The sequence below is a fragment of the Novosphingobium resinovorum genome, from assembly GCF_036352595.1.
In the GTDB taxonomy this organism is placed as follows: Bacteria; Pseudomonadota; Alphaproteobacteria; order Sphingomonadales; family Sphingomonadaceae; genus Novosphingobium; species Novosphingobium resinovorum_B.
Genome location: NZ_JAZFAX010000002.1, coordinates 262,939 through 280,832, shown reverse-complemented (window position 1 = coordinate 280,832; position 17,894 = coordinate 262,939). Strand labels below are relative to the sequence as shown.

The 17,894-nt window shown below is 67.8% G+C and carries 14 protein-coding genes; 11 read left to right on the top strand and 3 right to left on the bottom strand.

The annotated features are described in order from the left end of the window. Positions 1-13 precede the first annotated feature (13 nt). Entirely contained in the window at positions 14-1,261 is a 1,248-nt protein-coding gene (locus V2S85_RS04100) for a hypothetical protein (protein ID WP_330701598.1), read from the bottom strand. Positions 1,262-1,417: 156 nt separating this feature from the next. Between V2S85_RS04100 and queF the strand changes: the two genes are divergently transcribed. Then, complete coding sequence (gene queF, locus V2S85_RS04095) at positions 1,418-1,885, top strand: preQ(1) synthase (RefSeq protein ID WP_330701597.1); 468 nt, start codon at positions 1,418-1,420, stop codon at positions 1,883-1,885. A gap of 146 nt (positions 1,886-2,031) precedes the next feature. Here the strand turns inward: queF and V2S85_RS04090 are convergent, their stop codons facing one another. Beyond that, complete coding sequence (locus V2S85_RS04090; RefSeq protein ID WP_330701596.1) at positions 2,032-2,304, bottom strand: hypothetical protein; 273 nt, start codon at positions 2,302-2,304, stop codon at positions 2,032-2,034. 109 nt (positions 2,305-2,413) lie between these two features. On the opposite strand from V2S85_RS04090, the gene V2S85_RS04085 reads away from it, so the two are divergent. The 3 genes from V2S85_RS04085 (at position 2,414) to V2S85_RS04075 (ending at position 5,299) form a co-directional block, all read left to right on the top strand. Then, positions 2,414-3,973, top strand: coding sequence for a carbon-nitrogen hydrolase family protein (locus V2S85_RS04085; RefSeq protein ID WP_069709413.1), 1,560 nt, complete (start codon positions 2,414-2,416; stop codon positions 3,971-3,973). 116 nt (positions 3,974-4,089) lie between these two features. Continuing rightward, positions 4,090-4,797 carry a GntR family transcriptional regulator gene (locus V2S85_RS04080; protein WP_330701594.1) on the top strand — a complete coding sequence of 236 codons (708 nt, stop codon included), beginning with the start codon at positions 4,090-4,092 and terminating at the stop codon, positions 4,795-4,797. Between the two features lie 82 nt (positions 4,798-4,879). Further along, on the top strand, positions 4,880-5,299 hold the full coding sequence (locus V2S85_RS04075) for a GlcG/HbpS family heme-binding protein (protein ID WP_330701593.1): 420 nt from the start codon (positions 4,880-4,882) through the stop codon (positions 5,297-5,299). A gap of 141 nt (positions 5,300-5,440) precedes the next feature. On the opposite strand, the gene V2S85_RS04070 is transcribed toward V2S85_RS04075, so the two are convergent. Next, positions 5,441-6,379, bottom strand: a complete 939-nt coding sequence (locus tag V2S85_RS04070; RefSeq protein WP_330701592.1) for an SMP-30/gluconolactonase/LRE family protein — start codon at positions 6,377-6,379, stop codon at positions 5,441-5,443. 169 nt (positions 6,380-6,548) lie between these two features. On the opposite strand from V2S85_RS04070, the gene V2S85_RS04065 reads away from it, so the two are divergent. The 7 genes from V2S85_RS04065 to glgX all read left to right on the top strand — a co-directional run bounded on the left by V2S85_RS04065 (position 6,549) and on the right by glgX (position 17,892). Further along, on the top strand, positions 6,549-7,493 hold the full coding sequence (locus V2S85_RS04065) for an NAD(P)-dependent oxidoreductase (protein ID WP_330701591.1): 945 nt from the start codon (positions 6,549-6,551) through the stop codon (positions 7,491-7,493). After that, positions 7,490-8,212, top strand: a complete 723-nt coding sequence (locus V2S85_RS04060; protein ID WP_330701590.1) for an RraA family protein — start codon at positions 7,490-7,492, stop codon at positions 8,210-8,212. Before V2S85_RS04065 ends, V2S85_RS04060 begins: the two co-directional genes overlap by 4 nt. Positions 8,213-8,512: 300 nt before the next feature. Continuing rightward, positions 8,513-10,942, top strand: a complete 2,430-nt coding sequence (locus V2S85_RS04055; protein WP_330701589.1) for a glycogen/starch/alpha-glucan phosphorylase — start codon at positions 8,513-8,515, stop codon at positions 10,940-10,942. Further along, positions 10,939-13,113: a 1,4-alpha-glucan branching protein GlgB gene (gene glgB / locus V2S85_RS04050; protein WP_330701588.1), complete on the top strand. Its 2,175-nt coding sequence runs from the start codon at positions 10,939-10,941 to the stop codon at positions 13,111-13,113. The genes V2S85_RS04055 and glgB overlap by 4 nt, the downstream gene beginning before the upstream one ends. Positions 13,114-13,320: 207 nt before the next feature. Further along, the gene (gene glgC, locus V2S85_RS04045) at positions 13,321-14,583 is read left to right on the top strand and encodes a glucose-1-phosphate adenylyltransferase (protein WP_330701587.1); all 1,263 of its coding nucleotides are present in this window, start codon (positions 13,321-13,323) and stop codon (positions 14,581-14,583) included. A 19-nt stretch (positions 14,584-14,602) separates the two neighbouring features. Continuing rightward, positions 14,603-16,072 carry a glycogen synthase GlgA gene (gene glgA / locus V2S85_RS04040; protein ID WP_330701586.1) on the top strand — a complete coding sequence of 490 codons (1,470 nt, stop codon included), beginning with the start codon at positions 14,603-14,605 and terminating at the stop codon, positions 16,070-16,072. Next, the gene (gene glgX / locus V2S85_RS04035) at positions 16,069-17,892 is read left to right on the top strand and encodes a glycogen debranching protein GlgX (RefSeq protein ID WP_330701585.1); all 1,824 of its coding nucleotides are present in this window, start codon (positions 16,069-16,071) and stop codon (positions 17,890-17,892) included. The genes glgA and glgX overlap by 4 nt, the downstream gene beginning before the upstream one ends. Positions 17,893-17,894 lie beyond the last annotated feature (2 nt).

Genomic DNA, 17,894 nt, shown 5'->3' with positions numbered 1-17,894 from the left:
GGACGCGGCGCCGTCACACCGCGCGGCGCAGCGGGGAGAGGTCCACGGCATAGGCGCGCGCGGCCTCCACCTCGCGCGCGGCGAGGTCGCGGTGATCGCGCGGGCCGGTGTCGAGGCGCAGCGGGGTGAGCGCGTCGCCGCCCGTGAGCCCAACGGTGTAGACCCGCCGCAGCGCCGTGTCGCCCGCCACCAGGCACAGCCGCACCAGCGGCACGAACAGCGAGGCGTCGCCCTGCCGCACCGGCCGGATCGCGCCGAGCGGCAGCAGGATCTCGCCCGTCACCGCCACGCTCTCTCCCGGTGCCAGCGCGGGCAGCGGCTTGAGCGTGGCGAGCAGGTCGGCGGGCGGCGCCAGTTGCTCCTCGGGAGGAATCGAGCCGTGGGCGCCGATCATGTCGCCCAGCAGGTGCCCGGCGGGGAAGTCGGCGGCGAGGTCGGCTCCGGCCCGCACGGTGACGCGGTACTGCAGCGTCGCGTAGACCAGCGACAGGCGCAGGCCCAGCGGTTCGAATTCCAGCACCGGCGCGTCCGCCGTCGCGGCCGGGAGCGCGGGCGCAGGAGGCGGTGGCGGGGCGGGAGCAGGCGGGGGCGCGGCTACTTCCGGTTCGGCCGCTTCGGGCTCGATGGGGACCGGCTCTTCCCATTCGGCGGCGGCACGGGACCGGCGGCGCAGCACCGCCAGCAGGCCGAGGGCGGCGAGCAGCACCAGCGCCGCCGCCCACCACCACGCCGGCCACCCGGCATCCGCGCCGGCATCCGAAGTTGTCGGCGCAGTCGGGGACGCCGTGGCGGGCTGGGGCGTCGGCGTGGCGGCGGGCGCGGTGTCGGCCTCGGGGCTCGGCTGCGCTTCGGGCGCCGGAGCCTGCGGCGTGGTGGATGCCTCGGGCGTGGGCGTCGCGGTGGCCGCCGGGCGCGGCGGCGGCGTGCTCGCTGCCTGGTGCGGTGTCGGCGCTGCGGCGGAGGGCGCAGCGCTCGGCCGGGCGGCGGGGGCGACGACAGGCGGGGGCGGGGTGATCGTCGGCACCGGAGCGGCAGGCGCCTCGCCGGGCCGCACGACCGGGTTCTGGGCATCGACCGGCCCCTGTCCGCGCGGGGTCGGCGTCCCGCTCGGTTCGGGCAGGCTCCACGAGTTGACCGACTGCGCCCTGGCCGAAGTGCCGAATACCGGCCCCAATACCGGAACGGGCATCGGCGCGGCGAGCGCCGCCAGGATAAGCGCCGTCGCGGCCGCGTGCGCTGGTTTGAAAAACGTGCCCCTCATGATCCCCCGGCATTCGCCTAATTCGGTGTGAACGAGGCGTTAATGCCTCGCGCGGGGAGAGCAAGCCCGGATGCGCTCCCGGACGAGCCGTTCCCTGCGCGCCGCCGCCTGCGCGCGCTCTTGCGCGGGGCGCGTATTGGAGGCATGGCCGGGACCATGAACGACAGCTCCATTCCTTCCATGCCGCTGCATCTGGGCCAGCAGAGCGCGCTTCCCGCCTCGCCCGAGCAGGCGGTGCTCGACTACGTGCCCAACCCGCGCGTCGGCTCGCTTTATCTGGTGCGCTTCGCCGCGCCGGAGTTCACCTCGCTGTGCCCGGTCACCGGCCAGCCCGATTTCGCGCATCTCGTGATCGACTATGCCCCGGGCGAGACGATCGTGGAATCCAAGAGCCTCAAGCTGTTCCTCGGTTCCTTCCGCAATCATGCGGGCTTCCACGAGGACGTCACCGTCGGCATCGGCCAGCGCCTGTTCGACGAGATGAAGCCGCGCTGGCTGCGCATCGGCGGCTACTGGTATCCGCGCGGCGGCATTCCGATCGACGTGTTCTGGCAGTCCGACGCGCCGCCCGCCGGGCTGTGGGTGCCCGACCAGGGCGTGCAGGGCTATCGCGGGCGGGGTTGAGATCGCCTCGCTTCCAGCTTTTCCCCTGCCACCGCTCATGCTGAGCGTGTCGAGGCATCGGACGCAGTGTCTTGCCTCGGGGCCTTCGACAAGCTCAGGCTGAGCGGGATTGGTGAGGTCAGAGTTTGCTGGATTTGCGGGGATTTTCAAAACCCCGCGCTGGCAAATCGCGCACCATTGACCCGCGTGAGGTCCACGGTGCCCTTGCCGATCGAGGCCATCTGCGTGCTGGTGAGGCACTGGGCGTAGACCGTGGGCGCCTCGGCCTTGCGCGCGGCCTCGGTGGCGAGGGCGTCGTCGAGGCGGGCGTCGCACTGGGTGCGGTCCTGGTAAGTCTGGACGGGCGTTTCGAGGCGCTGGCAGGCAGTGCCGTCGTCCGAGCAGGCGAACAGTGCAAGGGCGAAGAGAGTAGCGCTCATGGGGGCAGTCTCCTTTCATGGAGAGAACGGCCCGGCGCCCCGATGTATCCCGCCGCCGCCAGAAAAAGGTGCTGGAACCATGGACCGCCGCATGCGTAATACGCGGCTCATGGACCAGACCAAAGCCAAGCTCATCATCCGCGAAGCGACCGTCGCAGACGCCGCCGCGATCGCCCGCCTCTCCGTCAAGGTCTACGGCAAGGCCGACGCCTTCACCCGCGCCGAAATCCGCGGCCAGGTCATCAATTTCCCCGAAGGCCAGTTCGTCGCCGAATACGAAGGCAAGGTCGTCGGCCACTGCGCGACGATGATCGTGACGTCCGACCTCGCCTTCAAGCCGCATACCTGGGAAGAGATCAGCAACGGCGGCTATGGCCGTCCCCCTGCGCCCGAGGGCGACGTGCTCTATGGCTTCGAGGTCTGCGTCGATCCCGATTACCGCCGCCTGCGCATCGGCCAGCGCCTCTATCGCAAGCGCCGCGAGGTGTGCCAGTATTTCGAGCTGAAGGGCATCGCTTTCGCGGGCCGCATGCCCGGCTATTACCGCCGCAAGCGCGCCTATCCCGATCCGGCCGACTACGTGCAGGCGGTGCGTGACAAGAAGATCCGCGACCAGGTCATCAACTTCCAGATGAACGAGGGCTACGAGCCGCGCGGCATCCTGCCCGACTACATCCCCACCGACCGCGAGAGCGGCGGCAATGCCGTCCTCATGTACTGGACCAACCCGCTCGCCCCGCTCGATACGGGCAAGTCGGTGCCCGGCCTCAAGGAGCGCGTGCCCTCCAGCGTGCGCGTCGCCACCGTGCAGTTCCAGATGCGCAAGATCGCCACGATCGACGAGTTCGAGGCCCAGGTCGAATACTGGATCGACGTCGCCGCCGATTACGAAAGCGACTTCGTGGTGTTCCCCGAACTGTTCACCCTCGAACTGCTGTCCATCGAGGAAACCAAGCTGCAGCCGGTCGAGGCGATCGAGAAGATCGCCGAGTACACCGAGCGCTTCGTGGAATTCATGGCGCGCATGGCGGTCAGCTACAACATCAACATCATCGGCGGCTCGCACCCCACCCGCGTGAAGCTGAAGGGCGGCAAGAGCGAGATCCGCAACATCGCCTATACCTTCCTGCGTGACGGCGCGGTGCACGAGACGCAGAAGCTGCACCCCACCCCTTCCGAACGGCGCTGGTGGAACATCAAGGGCGGTTACGGCGCCAACGTGATCCCCACCGACTGCGGGCCGATCGGGGTGATGATCTGCTACGACAGCGAGTTCCCCGAACTGGCCCGCCACCTCGTCAACCAGGGCGCGCTGATGCTGTTCGTGCCGTTCTGCACCGACGAGCGGCGCGGCTACTTGCGCGTGCGCTACTGCGCGCAGGCCCGCGCGGTGGAGAACCAGTGCTACGTCGTCACCTCGGGCGTGGTGGGCAACCTGCCCAACGTCGAGAACATGGACGTCCACTATGCCGAAAGCGCGATCCTGACGCCGAGCGACTTCCCGTTCTCCCGCGACGGGGTGGCGGCGGAAGCGGCGGCCAATACCGAGACGATCGCGATCGCCGATCTCAGCCTGGACGCGCTGCTGACCGCGCGCCAGTCTGGCGCGGTGCAGAATCTCAAGGACCGCCGCTTCGACCTCTACCGCGTGGAGTGGGCGCAGCACTGAGGCGCTTTGCGCGCCGTTGGTACCCTTCAGGTGCCGTTGAGTGCCTTTGAGTGCCCCCCTATGCGGCGGCTGCGGAACGGTCTATGGGCAAAACGTATCCAAAACCGGACGGCGCCATGACCAGAGATCTTCCCGTACCCCAGGGCGCCGCCAGCGAGCGTGTCGCCGATATTCTCGCCGATCGTATCCTTTCGGGCACGCTGCCCCCCGGCGCGCGGATCAAGCAGGACGAACTGGCCGAGGAACTGGCGACCAGCCGCATCCCGGTGCGCGACGCGCTGCGCATCCTGGAGGCGCGCGGGCTCGTCACCATGCGCGCCAATGCCGGCGCGCGCGTCACCAGCCTGACGCGCCGCGACCTGGAGGTGTCCTACGAGATCCGCGAGCGGATCGAGCCGCTGCTGCTTGCCGACAGCGTTCCGCACCTTACCGAGGCGGACCTTGCCGACCTGCGCGCGGTGATGGAGCGCAACGAGCGTACCAGCGACATCGACGAGGCGATCGCGCTGGGCCGCGAATTCCACTGGATCACCTATCGCCGCCACTCGACCCCGCTGCTGGCGCAGATCGTCGAGCGGGTCTGGGACACCACCCAGAGCTACCGCCGCGCCTACATGAAGCTGGCGATCGGCAGCGCTCCGGGCGAAGGCGGGCACAAGAGCGAAGGCGGGCGCACGCACGACCTCGAGCACCAGCTGCTCTACGACGCGATCGCCAAGCGCGAGGTCGAGACCGCGCAGGCGGCGCTCGTCATGCACATCCGCCGCACCCGCACCGCGCTGCTGGCGCGCGGCCACCTCGCGGGTGACGCGATCGCCGGGTGACGGTTTCCAACGCGATGAAATCGCTTTAGAACCCGGCGGCCTTCCCCAAGGTTCGCCCATCGATTCAGGAGAACCTCCCGGCATGATTACCCTCGACCAGTCCCGCACCCTGATCGCCGCCACCCGCGACAGGGGCCGCGCGATGGGGCTCAATCCGCTCACCGTCGTCGTCCTCGACGCCGGGGGGCACCTCGTCGCGATGGAGCGCGAGGACGGCTCCGGCTACGGCCGTCCGGACATCGCCGCCGGCAAGGCGGCGGGCGCGCTGGCGATGGGCGTCTCCAGCCGCAAGCTGGGCGACATCGCCGCCGAGCGCCCGCAATTCATCGCCGCGCTCTCGGCGACGTGGCAGGGCCGGTTGATCCCGGCGGCGGGCGGCGTGCTGGTGCGCGACGCGGCTGGCGCGCTGCTGGGCGCCGTGGGCGTGAGCGGCGACCTCTCCGACAAGGACGAGGAAGCGGCATTCGCGGGCATCGCGGCAGCCGGGCTGCAGGCGGGCTGACCCGGAATATCTTCCTCCCCGAGCTTGCTCGGGGAGGGGGACCGCCGACGCAGTCGGTGGTGGAGGGGGAGGGGCCTTCAGGATTCCCCCTCCGTCAGCCCTGGCGGGCTGCCACCTCCCCGAGCAAGCTCGGGGAGGAATTCAGATACGCGCCTCGTAGATCTCCCGGCCCGGCACCGGCATCTCCACCCTGTAGACGGTGCCGGTGCTCGATTCGGTGAGGAACAGCCAGCGGTTGTCCGGGCCGCCGTATGCCGCATTGGTGGTGTAGCGGCCTTCCGGCACGTCGATCCGCAGCATCGGCTCGCCCCGGTCGGAGAACAGCCAGACCGCTCCGAAGCCGACGTGGCACACCACCAGATTGTCGTTCGCGTCGATGGTCAGGCCATCCGGGCCGGAGCCGCCGGAAAGCTGGATATAGGTGCCGACCTTGGAGATCACCTCGTCCCCCTCGATGCCCGTGGGGTTCACCAGCGGGCAGCGCCACACCGCATTGGCGCGCGTCACCGCCAGGTACAGCGCGGTCCCGGCCTTGTTGAGGACGAGGCCGTTGGGACTGGGAATGCCGTCCAGCATCAGGTCCAGCCGTCCGGTCCCGGCGCGCACCCGGAACAGGCGGCCGTTGGGATTCTGCCAGCCCGATTGCCCCTGGTCGGTGAACCAGACGTCGCCGTTGCGGGCGACGGTGAGGTCGTTGCAGCCCAGGAACGGCTCCAGCAGGTAGCGATCGAACCAGGTTTCCGATGTGCCGGTGGCGGGGTCGCAGATGACCATGCCCTTGTGGTGGTCGGCCACCAGCAGGCGCCCGTCGCTCAGGAACTTCATGCCGTTGGGCTGGCCGTCGTATTCGAAGCCGAGGTCGCAGGTGCCGTCCGGGGCGATGCGGAACAGGCGGCCCCAGGGGATGTCGGTGACCCACAGGTTGCCCCCGGCATCGAACACCGGTCCCTCCAGGAACACCGGCGCCGCCGCGCCGTGAAGCTGGACCTGCGCCCACTCGGTGCTCTCGCCGAACCGGCGGAAGGTGTCGGGGATGCGGCAGAACACTTCGGCGGTGACGGCGGGCGGGGCGGCGAACATGGACGGTCCTCTCGATTTATCGCCCGGACGGCAATGCCCCGGATCGGATACATGTTTGATGGCGAAAAGGTCTATTACGCCTTGACCCTCCGGCAAAGAGCTTTCACCAAGCCCTGCAGCGCCATCGCCCAGATGGTATACATAACCCGTCCCCCGGAAGGCAAAAGCCGTGAATTCCCGAGAACGCGTCTGCATAATCGATCCAATCCATCCGGCGGGGCTCGAACGTATCGCCTCGGCGCATGAGGTGATCGACCTGCATGGTCCGCGGGCGGACGAGGCGAGCGTGCTGGTCATCCGCACCAGCCCGCTCGGTCCCGAGGTCTTCGGATCGATGCGCGGGCTCAAGGCGATCGTGAAGCACGGCGCGGGGGTGGACAACATCGCCATTCCCGCCGCCAGCGCGCAAGGGGTGATGGTCGCCAATACCCCCGGCGGCAACAACGCCTCGGCCGTTGCCGAGGGGGCGGTCTCGCTGATGCTCGGGTTGCTGCGCCGCACGCGCGACATGGACGCGCTGGTGCGCGGTGGCCGCTGGGACGAGCGCTGGGGCATCCGCCTGGGCGACCTGACCGGCGCGCGGGTGGGGCTGGTCGGCTTCGGGCGCATCGCGCGGCAGGTGGCCAGGATCTGCGGCGCGGGCTTCGGGTGCGAGGTGCTGGCGCACGACCCCGTGGTACCGGACGCCGAGGTCCGCGCGGAGGGCGTCCGTCCGACCGACCTTGCCGGCGTGCTGGCATGCGACATCGTATCGATCCATACGCCGCTGACGCAGGGCACCCGCAACCTGATCGACACGCTCGAACTGGCGCTGATGCAGCCCCATGCGCTGCTGGTGAACTGCTCTCGCGGGGGGATCGTCAACGAGGCCGCGCTGGCCGAGGCGCTGCGCGCGGGCCAGATCGCCGGGGCCGGGATCGACGTCTTCGCGCAGGAGCCGCCGCCCGGCGACCATCCGCTGCTGGGCCTGCCCAATTGCCTGCTCTCGCCCCACGTCGCGGGCGTGACCGAGGCGGGAATGAAGGACATGGCGCTCCACGTCGCCGCCGTCATCGACACCGTCAGCCGGGGCGAAGTGCCCGCGACCCTGCTCAACCCGGAGGTTCTGCCGTGACCGTGCCCACCAAGTCCGTGATCTATGCCAGGGTGGACCGTCCCGATCCGGCGCTTGTCGCGCGGGCGGCGAAGTTCGGCATCGCCGACCTGCACGAGGGGCTCGGCGAGATCGCCGGGCGCATGTGCCTGATGAGCCCTGCCATGGTCCCCATCGCGCCCGGACAGAAGGTCTGCGGCCCGGCGGTGACGGCGTGGAACTTCCCGGGCGACAACCTCGCCATCCATGCCGCACTCTATACCGCCGAGGCGGGCGACGTGCTGGTCCTGACCAACGGCGGCGGGCATCAGGGCGCGCTGTGGGGCGATGTCGCCTGCACGTTCGCGCAGAAGAAGGGGCTGGCGGGCACCGTCGTCCATGGCGCCACGCGCGACGTCGATGCGATCCGCGACCTCGGCTATCCGGTCTGGGCCACCGCCGTTTCTCCCGAGCACCCCAAGAAGCGCGGCCCGGCGGCGGTCAACGTGCCGATCGTGGTCGATGGCGTGCTCGTGGAGCCGGGCGACCTGATCGTCGGCGATTCGGACGGAGTGCTGGTGATCCCCCAGGCGCTGCTCGAACTGGCGGTGACCAATGCAGAGGCGCGCGCGGCCAAGGAAGTCGAATTCCGCCGCCGCATCGGCGAGGGCGAAGTGCTGTTCGACGTGCTCGGCATGCGCGAACTCGTCGGCGACCTCGGGATAGAGATCAAGGACTGCACCTGGAAAGAGGACCGCTAATCCACAGCCCGGCAACATCCTCGCCATTGCTTCGCTGCGCTCGCAATGACGAGGGTGAGGCAGGATGATCGTCCGCTCGGTACATGCGGGAGCGCCGGGACCGCCTTCCGGCAGTTCCGGCCCTTCCCGGGCAGGAAAATCATTGCCGCACTGCACAATCTCTCTTGCCGCATCGCAAGCCTGTGCTAGCCATTGCTCCTTAGGAACGGGAAGGGGGCATCGCCTTCGTCCTGGCATCAACCGGCCCGTCCCGTCGAGCCGTATTCGGTACGTCGGCATGGCCTGCTATGGAGTGTGCTCATGGCCAGCGAACCCGTGTCCGACATCAAGCAAGATGCCGTCCCGCAGATGGAACAGGATATCCTGCGCGTCCTGCGCCGCCGCATCGGCAAGGACCAGCGCGCGGCCAAGCAGCATGACTGGTACGCCTCGTCGATCCTGACGCTGCGCGACCACATCATCGATTCCTGGATCGAATCCACCCAGCGGACTTACGAGGCGGGCGGCAAGCGCGTCTACTATCTCTCGATGGAGTTCCTGATCGGTCGCCTGCTGCGCGACGCGCTCTCGAACCTGGGCGTCACGCGCGACATGGAGAAGGCGCTGGCCAGCTTCGGCCTCAGCCTCGCCGACCTCGAGGAGTTGGAGCCCGACGCGGCGCTCGGCAACGGCGGCCTCGGGCGGCTGGCGGCGTGCTTCATGGAGAGCCTGGCGACGCTCGACATTCCCGCCTACGGCTACGGCATCCGCTACGTGAACGGCATGTTCCGCCAGCGCATCGACGACGGCTGGCAGGTGGAACTGCCCGAGACCTGGCTCGCCCACGGCAATCCCTGGGAGTTCGAGCGGCTGGAGAGCACCTACCGCATCGGCTTCGGCGGTGAAGTCGTCGCGGCGGGCGACGGGGTGACGTGGAACCCGGCCGAGGAAGTGGACGCCACCGCCGTCGATACCCCGGTGGTCGGCTGGCGCGGCAAGCGCGTCAACACGCTGCGGCTGTGGACCGCCAACCCGATCGACCCGCTGAAGCTCGACGCCTTCAACGCCGGCGACCACTTCGGCGCGCTGTCGGAGAAAGTGCGGGCAGAGGCGCTGGTGCGCGTGCTCTATCCCGCCGACTCCAGCCCGGCCGGCCAGGAACTGCGGCTGCGGCAGGAGTATTTCTTCACCGCCGCCTCGATCCAGGACATCGTGCGCCGCCACGTCCAGTACGAGGGCGATATCCGCACCCTGCCCGAAAAGGCCGCGATCCAGCTCAACGACACGCATCCTTCGGTGGCCGTGGCCGAACTGATGCGGGTGCTGGTGGACGAGCAGGGGCTGGAATTCAACGAGGCGTGGGAGGTCACCAAGAAGACCATCTCCTACACCAACCACACCCTTCTGCCCGAGGCGCTTGAAACCTGGCCGCTGCCGCTGTTCGAGCGCCTGCTGCCGCGCCACATGCAGATCATCTACGCGATCAACAGCCGCGTGCTGCGGGAAGCGCGCAAGGCGGGCCTGACCGACGCGCAGATCGCCGCGATCAGCCTCATCGACGAGAGCGGGGAGCGCCGCGTGCGCATGGCGAACCTCGCGTTCGTGGGCGCGCATTCGATCAACGGCGTCGCCGCGCTGCATACCGACCTGATGAAGGAGACGGTCTTCGCCGATCTCCACGCGCTCTACCCGAGCCGGATCAACAACAAGACCAACGGCGTCACCCCCCGCCGCTGGCTGCAGCAGTGCAATCCCGGGCTCACCAAGGTCATCAGGGACGCCATCGGCCCTGAATTCCTCGACGACGCGGCGAAGCTGTCCGACCTCAACGTGCTGGCGGACGACGCCGCGCTGGGCGAGCGCATCGCCGAGGTCAAGCGATCGAACAAGGTCGCGCTGGCGGACTACATCAAGCGCACGATGGGCATCCGCCTCGATCCCGACGCGATGTTCGACGTCCAGATCAAGCGCATCCACGAATACAAGCGCCAGCTGCTCAACCTGATCGAGACGGTCGCGCTCTACGACCAGATCCGCAGCCACCCGGAGCGCGACTGGGTGCCGCGCGTCAAGATCTTCGGCGGCAAGGCGGCGTCGAGCTATCACAACGCCAAGCTCATCATCAAGCTGGCCAACGACATCGCCCGGCGCGTCAATTCCGACCCCTCGGTGGGCGGGCTGCTCAAGGTCGTCTACGTCCCCAACTACAATGTCAGCCTGGCCGAGCGGATCATCCCCGCCGCCGACCTGTCGGAACAGATCTCGACCGCGGGCATGGAAGCCTCGGGCACCGGCAACATGAAATTCGCCCTCAACGGCGCGCTGACGATCGGCACGCTCGACGGCGCCAACGTCGAGATCAAGGAACACGTCGGCGACGAGAACATCGTCATCTTCGGCCTCACCGCCGAGGAAGTCGCCGCCAAGCGTGCCGAGGGCTACAACCCGCGCGCCATCATCGAGGAATCGCGCGAGCTGGGGCAGGCCCTGTCGGCCATCGCCTCGGGCGTGTTCTCGCACGACGATCCGCACCGCTACGAGGGGCTGGTCAACGGCATCTACGAGCATGACTGGTTCATGTGCGCCGCCGACTTCGACAGCTACACCGCCGCCCAGCGCGAAGTCGACGCGCGGTGGGAAAATAAAGCGGGCTGGCGCACCTCTGCGATCCGGAACATCGCCAACGTCGGGTGGTTCTCGTCGGATCGTACTATTTCCGAGTACGCCAAGGAAATCTGGAAAGTTCTGTGAAGCCACCCGAAAGCGCTCTTGAATCCCTGCTGCTTGGCTCTCACGCGGACCCATTCTCGCTTCTTGGAACCCATGCCGGCCCGGACGGCACCCACCTGAGGGCCATCCTGCCCGGCGCCGAGACCGTCGAGGCGTTCAGCCTCGACGGACACTGGCTCGGCAAGCTCGACAAGGTGGACGACCGTTTCCTGTTCGAAGGGCGGCTGCGCATCAAGCCGCAGCCGATCCGCTATCGCTGCACCGCGCGCGGGCACGACTGGCTGGTCACCGATCCCTATACCTTCGGGCCGGTGCTGGGCCCGGTGGACGACCTGCTGATCGCGCAAGGCACCCACTACCGCCTGTTCGACAAGCTGGGCGCGCACCTGATCGAGCATGAGGGCGCCCACGGCGTCCACTTCGCGGTCTGGGCGCCCAACGCCCGGCAGGTCAGCGTGGTGGGCGACTTCAACGACTGGGATGCGAAGCGCCACGTCATGCGCGGGCGCGCCGACATCGGCGTGTGGGAAATCTTCATCCCCGACATCGGCGACTACCGCGCCTACAAGTACCACGTCGTCGGCGCCGACGGCGCGGTGCAGCCGCTCAAGGCCGACCCGTTCGCGTTCATGTCGGAAATCCGGCCGGACAACGCCTCGGTCACCGCCGTCCCCGCCAAGCTCGACTGGGGCGACGACGCGCACCGGGACCACTGGGCCTCGGTCGATGCGCGCAAGGTGCCGGTCTCGATCTACGAGGTCCATCCCGGATCGTGGAAGCGCGATCGCTGGAACTGGTTCCTCGACTGGGACGCGCTGGCCGACGAACTGATCCCCTATGTGGTCGAGATGGGTTTCACCCATATCGAGTTCCTGCCGATCAGCGAGCACCCCTACGATCCTTCGTGGGGTTACCAGACCACCGGGCTCTACGCCCCGTCCTCGCGCTTCGGGGAACCCGCCGGATTCGCCCGCTTCGTGGACGGTGCGCACCGGGCCGGTATCGGCGTCCTGCTCGACTGGGTGCCCGCGCACTTCCCCAAGGACGAGCACGGCCTCTGCCGCTTCGACGGCACCGCGCTTTACGAACATGCCGATCCCAAGCTGGGCCAGCAGCCCGACTGGGGCACGCTGGTCTACAACTTCGGCCGCCGCGAGGTTGCCAGCTTCCTGCTCAACAACGCGCTGTTCTGGGCCGAGCGCTACCACGTCGACGGGCTGCGCGTGGATGCCGTCGCCTCGATGCTGTACCGCGACTATTCGAGGCTGGCGGGCGAGTGGATACCTAACCAGGAAGGCGGGCGCGAGAACTGGGAGGCGGTGGAATTCCTGCGCGAAGTCAACCGCGCCGTCTACCGCGAGCACCCCGGCTTCATGACCATCGCCGAGGAATCGACGGCGTGGCCCGGCGTCACGCAGCCGGCCTACGAAGGCGACGGCAAGGGGCGCGAGACCGCGCTGGGCTTTGGCTTCAAGTGGAACATGGGCTTCATGCACGACACGCTGCGCTACATGGCGCGCGATTCGGTGCACCGGAAGTATCACCATGAAGACCTGACCTTCGGCCTCGTCTACGCCTTCTCGGAAAACTACGTCCTGCCGCTCAGCCATGACGAAGTGGTCCATGGCAAGGGTTCGCTCCTGGGCAAGATGAGCGGGGACGACTGGCAGAAGTTCGCCAACTTGCGCGCCTACTACGCCTTCATGTGGGGTTATCCGGGCAAGAAGCTGCTGTTCATGGGGCAGGAATTCGCCCAGCGCCGCGAATGGAGCGAGGACCGCGCGCTCGACTGGGACTTGCGCGGCGCGCCGGCGCACGAAGGGGTGCGCAACCTCGTGCGCGACCTCAATCGGCTCTACCGCGCCAAGCGCGCGCTGCATGCGGGCGATTGCGATCCTTCGGGCTTCGAATGGCTGGTGGTGGACGACAAGGAGAACTGCGTCTTCGCCTGGCTGCGCAAGGCGCCGGGCGCGAAGCCGATCGCGGTGATCGCCAACATGACCCCCTCGATACGCACCGGATACCGCGTGCCGCTGCCGATCGACGGCAAGTGGAGCGAGATCCTCAACAGCGATTCCGTCCACTACGGCGGCACGGGCAAGGGCAACCTCGGCCAGGTCAAGGCGTCGGACGGGCACGCGACGGTCACCCTGCCGCCATTGGCCACGATCATGCTCGAATACGCCGGATAAGACGATGCGATTGCCGCCTCATCAAAGCGAGAAGTTATGATCCCGTACCACTTCGTCATTGCGAGCGTAGCGAAGCAATCCAGCGCGGCGCAGAACTGCCATGGATTGCTTCGCTACGCTCGCAATGACGAACGATGGTGGTGACGCGACGCCCTGAATTACCTCATCAAGTTTCCAATCAGACACATAACTACGGAGAGACACGAAATGAGACCAGCTTCCGGCGCCCCGCTAGCGCGCGACGCCATGGCCTATGTCCTGGCCGGTGGACGAGGCAGCCGCCTCAGGGAGCTGACCGACAATCGCGCCAAGCCCGCCGTCTACTTCGGCGGCAAGGCGCGGATCATCGACTTCGCGCTCTCGAACGCCATCAACTCGGGCATCCGCCGCATCGGCGTGGCGACGCAGTACAAGGCGCATAGCCTGATCCGCCACATGCAGCGGGCGTGGAACTTCATGCGGCCAGAGCGTAACGAGAGCTTCGACATCCTGCCCGCCAGCCAGCGCATCTCCGAGCTGCTGTGGTACGAGGGTACCGCCGATGCGGTCTACCAGAACATCGACATCATCCAGCCGCACGATCCCAAGTACATGGTCATCCTGGCGGGCGACCACGTCTACAAGATGGACTACGAGCGGATGCTGCAGCAGCACGTCAACTCGGGCGCCGACGTGACCGTGGGCTGCCTGGTGGTGCCGCGCATGGACGCGACCGAGTTCGGCGTCATGCACGTCGATGCGCAGGACCGCATCACCGCCTTCGTCGAGAAGCCCGCCGATCCGCCGGGCATCCCGGGGCAGGAGGACATGGCGCTGGCCTCGATGGGCATCTATGTCTTTAACACCGATTTCCTGTTCGACCAGCTGCGCCGCGATGCCGCCGACCCGGATAGCAAGCGCGATTTCGGCGGCGACATCATCCCCTACATCGTCCGCCACGGCCACGCGCAGGCCCACCGCTTTACCGACAGCTGCATCCGCGCGGCAGAGGAGATCGGGGAATACTGGCGCGATGCGGGCACGCTCGACGCCTATTTCGACGCTAACCTCGACCTGACCGACACTGTGCCGCAGCTCGACATGTACGACCGCGAATGGCCGATCTGGTCCGACGCCGTCGTCGCCGCCCCGGCCAAGTTCGTCCACGACGAGGAAGGCCGGCGCGGCCATGCGATCTCCTCGCTGATCTCGAACGACTGCATCGTCTCGGGCGCGCTGGCGCGGCGTTCGCTGCTGATGACGGGCGTGAAGATGGGCAGCTTCTCCAGCGTGGAGGAAGGCGTGATCCTGCCCTACAGCAACATCGGCCGCGGGGCGCGGTTGAAGCGGGTCATCATCGATTCCGGCGTGCGCATTCCCGAAGGGCTGGTGGTCGGCGAAGATCCGGAGCTCGATGCCCGCCGCTTCCGGCGGACCGACAACGGCGTCTGCCTCATCACCAAGCCGATGATCGAGCGGCTGGACCTGTGAGCCGGACGGGAAGCGCGGCATGACGCTGAAGGTTCTTTCGGTCGCCTCCGAGGCGGTGCCGCTGGTCAAGACCGGCGGCCTCGCCGACGTCGCGGGCGCGCTGCCCGCCGCGCTGGCGCCGCACGGGGTCGAGATGACCACGCTGCTGCCGGGCTATCCTGCGGTGCTCGCGGCGCTGGGCGGCGGGCGGCGCGCCAAGGTCTTGCATGCCTGGGACTCGCTGCTCGGCACTCCGGCGCGGCTGCTGGCAGGCAGCCTGCCCGATGGCCATCCGCTGCTGGTGCTCGATGCTCCGGCGCTCTATTCGCGGGAGGGAGGCCCTTATGCCGATGCCGCCGGGATCGACTGGGCGGACAACTGGCAGCGCTTCGCGGCGCTCGGAAAAGCCGCCGCCGAGATCGCCGGCGGGGTGATCGTCAAGCGCGGCAAACCGCAGGGCTTCGATGTGCTCCATGCACATGACTGGCAGGCCGCCATGGCACCCGCATACCTGCGTTACGTGCCGTTAGGTGCCGTTGAGTGCCGTTCTGTCATCACCATCCACAACATGGCTTTTCAGGGCTGGTTCGCCCCGGAAGCTTTTGATCGCATTGAACTTCCCCAAGGCGCATGGGCGCTCGACGGGGTCGAATACCACGGCGGCGTCGGCATGCTGAAGGCGGGCCTCTCCAGCGCCGATGCGATCACCACCGTCAGCCCGACTTACGCCCGGGAGATCCGCTCGGCGGCCTTCGGCATGGGCCTCGAAGGCCTGATCGTCGAGCGCGGCACGGCGGTCCACGGCATCCTCAACGGCATCGATACCGATGTCTGGAACCCGGCCACGGATACCGCGCTGGCCGCCCGCTATTCGCACCGCAACCTCGATCGGCGCCGTGCCAACAAGCGCGCTCTTGAGGAAGAATTCGGCCTGGATCAAGGGGATGGACCGATCCTCATCGTCGTCACCCGGCTGACCTGGCAGAAGGGCATGGACGTCCTGCCCGAAGTGCTCGACCACCTCGTCGGGCTCGGCGGACGGCTCGCGCTGCTGGGTTCGGGCGATGCCGCGCTGGAGCGGGCGCTGATCGACGGCGCCGCCCGTCACCCGGGCAAGGTCGGCATCCGCATCGGCTACGACGAGGCCCTGTCGCACCGCATGCAGGCCGGCGGCGACGCGATCCTGATCCCCTCCCGCTTCGAACCCTGCGGCCTCACCCAACTCTACGGCCTCGCCTACGGCTGCCTCCCGGTCGTCGCGCGCACCGGCGGGCTGGCGGACACGGTGATCGACGCCAACCCGGCGGCGCTCGCGGCCGGCTGCGCCACGGGAATCCAGTTCGATGGCGTCACTTACGACGCGCTCGCCGCTGCGATCACCCGCACGGTGCAGCTCCACCGCCAGCCGGATGTGTGGGAGCGTCTCGTGAAGAACGCCATGAAGTGCGACTTTTCCTGGACCGCAAGCGGCCGGGCTTACGCTGACCTTTACGCAGGGTTGCTCGCGTGACACGTCCGGGCGTGACCGTGGAAGGGGGCCAGACCAGCTTCACGGTCCGCTCGCCGCGCGCCCGCGCCTTGTGGCTTTGCCTGTTCGAAGGCGAGGTCGAGACGCGTCACGCCATGGCCCGGCAGGCCGACGACTGGACCTGCGAACTGCCGGGCGATCTGGCCGGCCTGCGCTATGCCTACCGCGCCGAGGGAGAGTGGGCGCCGACGGACGGCCTCTGGTTCGACCCGGCCAAGCTGCTGGTCGATCCCTATGCGCGCGAACTCGACCGCCGCTTCATCCAGCATCCGCGCCTCGCCCGTTTCGGAGAGGACACCGCAGACATCGTGCCCCGTGCCATCGTCCCCGCAAGGCAGGCGCCGCTGCCGCCCGAACCGCCGCATTTCGCGCGTGGCGCACTGATCTACGAACTGAACGTCCGCGCCTTCACGATGCTGCACCCCGATGTGCCGGAAGCCTTGCGTGGCACCGTCGCGGCCCTCGCCCATCCCGCGGTACTGGCGCATCTCAAGGCGCTGCACGTCACCGCCATCGAACTGATGCCGGTCATCGCCTGGATCGATGAGCGCCACCTGCCGCCGCTCGGGCTGGTCAATGCCTGGGGGTACAACCCGGTGGCGATGATGGCGCTCGATCCGGGCCTGTGCCCCGGAGGCGTCGCCGAACTGCGCGAGACGGTGGCGGCGCTCCATGCAGCGGGTATCGGCGTCCTGCTCGACCTGGTGTTCAACCATTCGGGCGAAAGCGACGTCGAAGGCGGAGTGCTCTCGCTGCGTGGGCTCGACGATGCGATGTACGCCCATGCACCGGATGGCCGGCTTATCAACGATACCGGCTGCGGCAATACCCTCGACTTCGCCAACCCTGCGGTGCGCCGTCTTGCACTCGATACCATGCGGCATTTCGTTGCGAACTGCGGCATCGACGGCTTCCGTTTCGACCTGGCCCCCGTCATGGCCCGCGGGCCGGGCTTCGATCCCGCTGCGCCGATCTTCGACGAGATCGCCGCCGATCCGCTGCTCGCCGACCGTATTTTCATCGCGGAACCGTGGGACATCGGACCGGGCGGCTACCAACTCGGCAAGTTCCCGGCCAACTGGCTGGAATGGAACGATCGCTTTCGTGACGACGTCCGCCGCTTCTGGAGGGGGGACGGCGGTATTGGCATACTGGCGACCCGTCTGGCGGGATCGACGGACATCTTCGGACCGCAAGGCCCGGAGGCGCCATGCCGATCGGTAAACTTCCTTGCCGCGCATGACGGTTTTACCCTGGCCGATACTGTCGCTTACCAAGACCGTCACAACCAGGCGAACGGCGAAGACAATCGTGACGGCCATGGCGAAAACTTCAGCTGGAACAACGGTGTCGAGGGGCCGAGCGACGATCCCGCGGTGGTGGCAAGGCGAAGCGCAGACCTGAAGGCCCTGCTGGGCACGCTGTTCGCCTCTACCGGAACCATCATGCTTACGGCCGGTGACGAGTTCGGCCGCACCCAGCAAGGCAACAACAACGCCTATTGTCAGGACAACCCGATCGGCTGGATCGATTGGGTGGGCCGAGACGAAGCCCTCGCCGCGTACGTTGCGGAGTTGTCGAGCATGCGGGCGTCACGGCTCGGAGAATATGTCCGATTTCCTGAAGGGGGCAACTGGCTGACGCGCGAAGGGCACGCCATGAGCATCGAGGATTGGGAGCGGCCGAACAACGGTTGGCTGTGTTTCGTGCCCAAGGCTGGAGAAGCGCCTGCGGGTCTTGTGATAGATCGCTCGGTACGCCATGTCACCTCGAATGCTGGCTGTTCTTTCCGGCGCGACTGACC

Coding starts and splice junctions, on each gene's coding strand:
- V2S85_RS04100 (WP_330701598.1), bottom strand. CDS start 1,261: ATGAGGGGCACGTTTTTCAAACCAGCGCACGCGGCCGCGACGGCGCTT.
- queF (WP_330701597.1), top strand. CDS start 1,418: ATGAACGACAGCTCCATTCCTTCCATGCCGCTGCATCTGGGCCAGCAG.
- V2S85_RS04090 (WP_330701596.1), bottom strand. CDS start 2,304: ATGAGCGCTACTCTCTTCGCCCTTGCACTGTTCGCCTGCTCGGACGAC.
- V2S85_RS04085 (WP_069709413.1), top strand. CDS start 2,414: ATGGACCAGACCAAAGCCAAGCTCATCATCCGCGAAGCGACCGTCGCA.
- V2S85_RS04080 (WP_330701594.1), top strand. CDS start 4,090: ATGACCAGAGATCTTCCCGTACCCCAGGGCGCCGCCAGCGAGCGTGTC.
- V2S85_RS04075 (WP_330701593.1), top strand. CDS start 4,880: ATGATTACCCTCGACCAGTCCCGCACCCTGATCGCCGCCACCCGCGAC.
- V2S85_RS04070 (WP_330701592.1), bottom strand. CDS start 6,379: ATGTTCGCCGCCCCGCCCGCCGTCACCGCCGAAGTGTTCTGCCGCATC.
- V2S85_RS04055 (WP_330701589.1), top strand. CDS start 8,513: ATGGCCAGCGAACCCGTGTCCGACATCAAGCAAGATGCCGTCCCGCAG.
- glgC (WP_330701587.1), top strand. CDS start 13,321: ATGAGACCAGCTTCCGGCGCCCCGCTAGCGCGCGACGCCATGGCCTAT.
- glgA (WP_330701586.1), top strand. CDS start 14,603: ATGACGCTGAAGGTTCTTTCGGTCGCCTCCGAGGCGGTGCCGCTGGTC.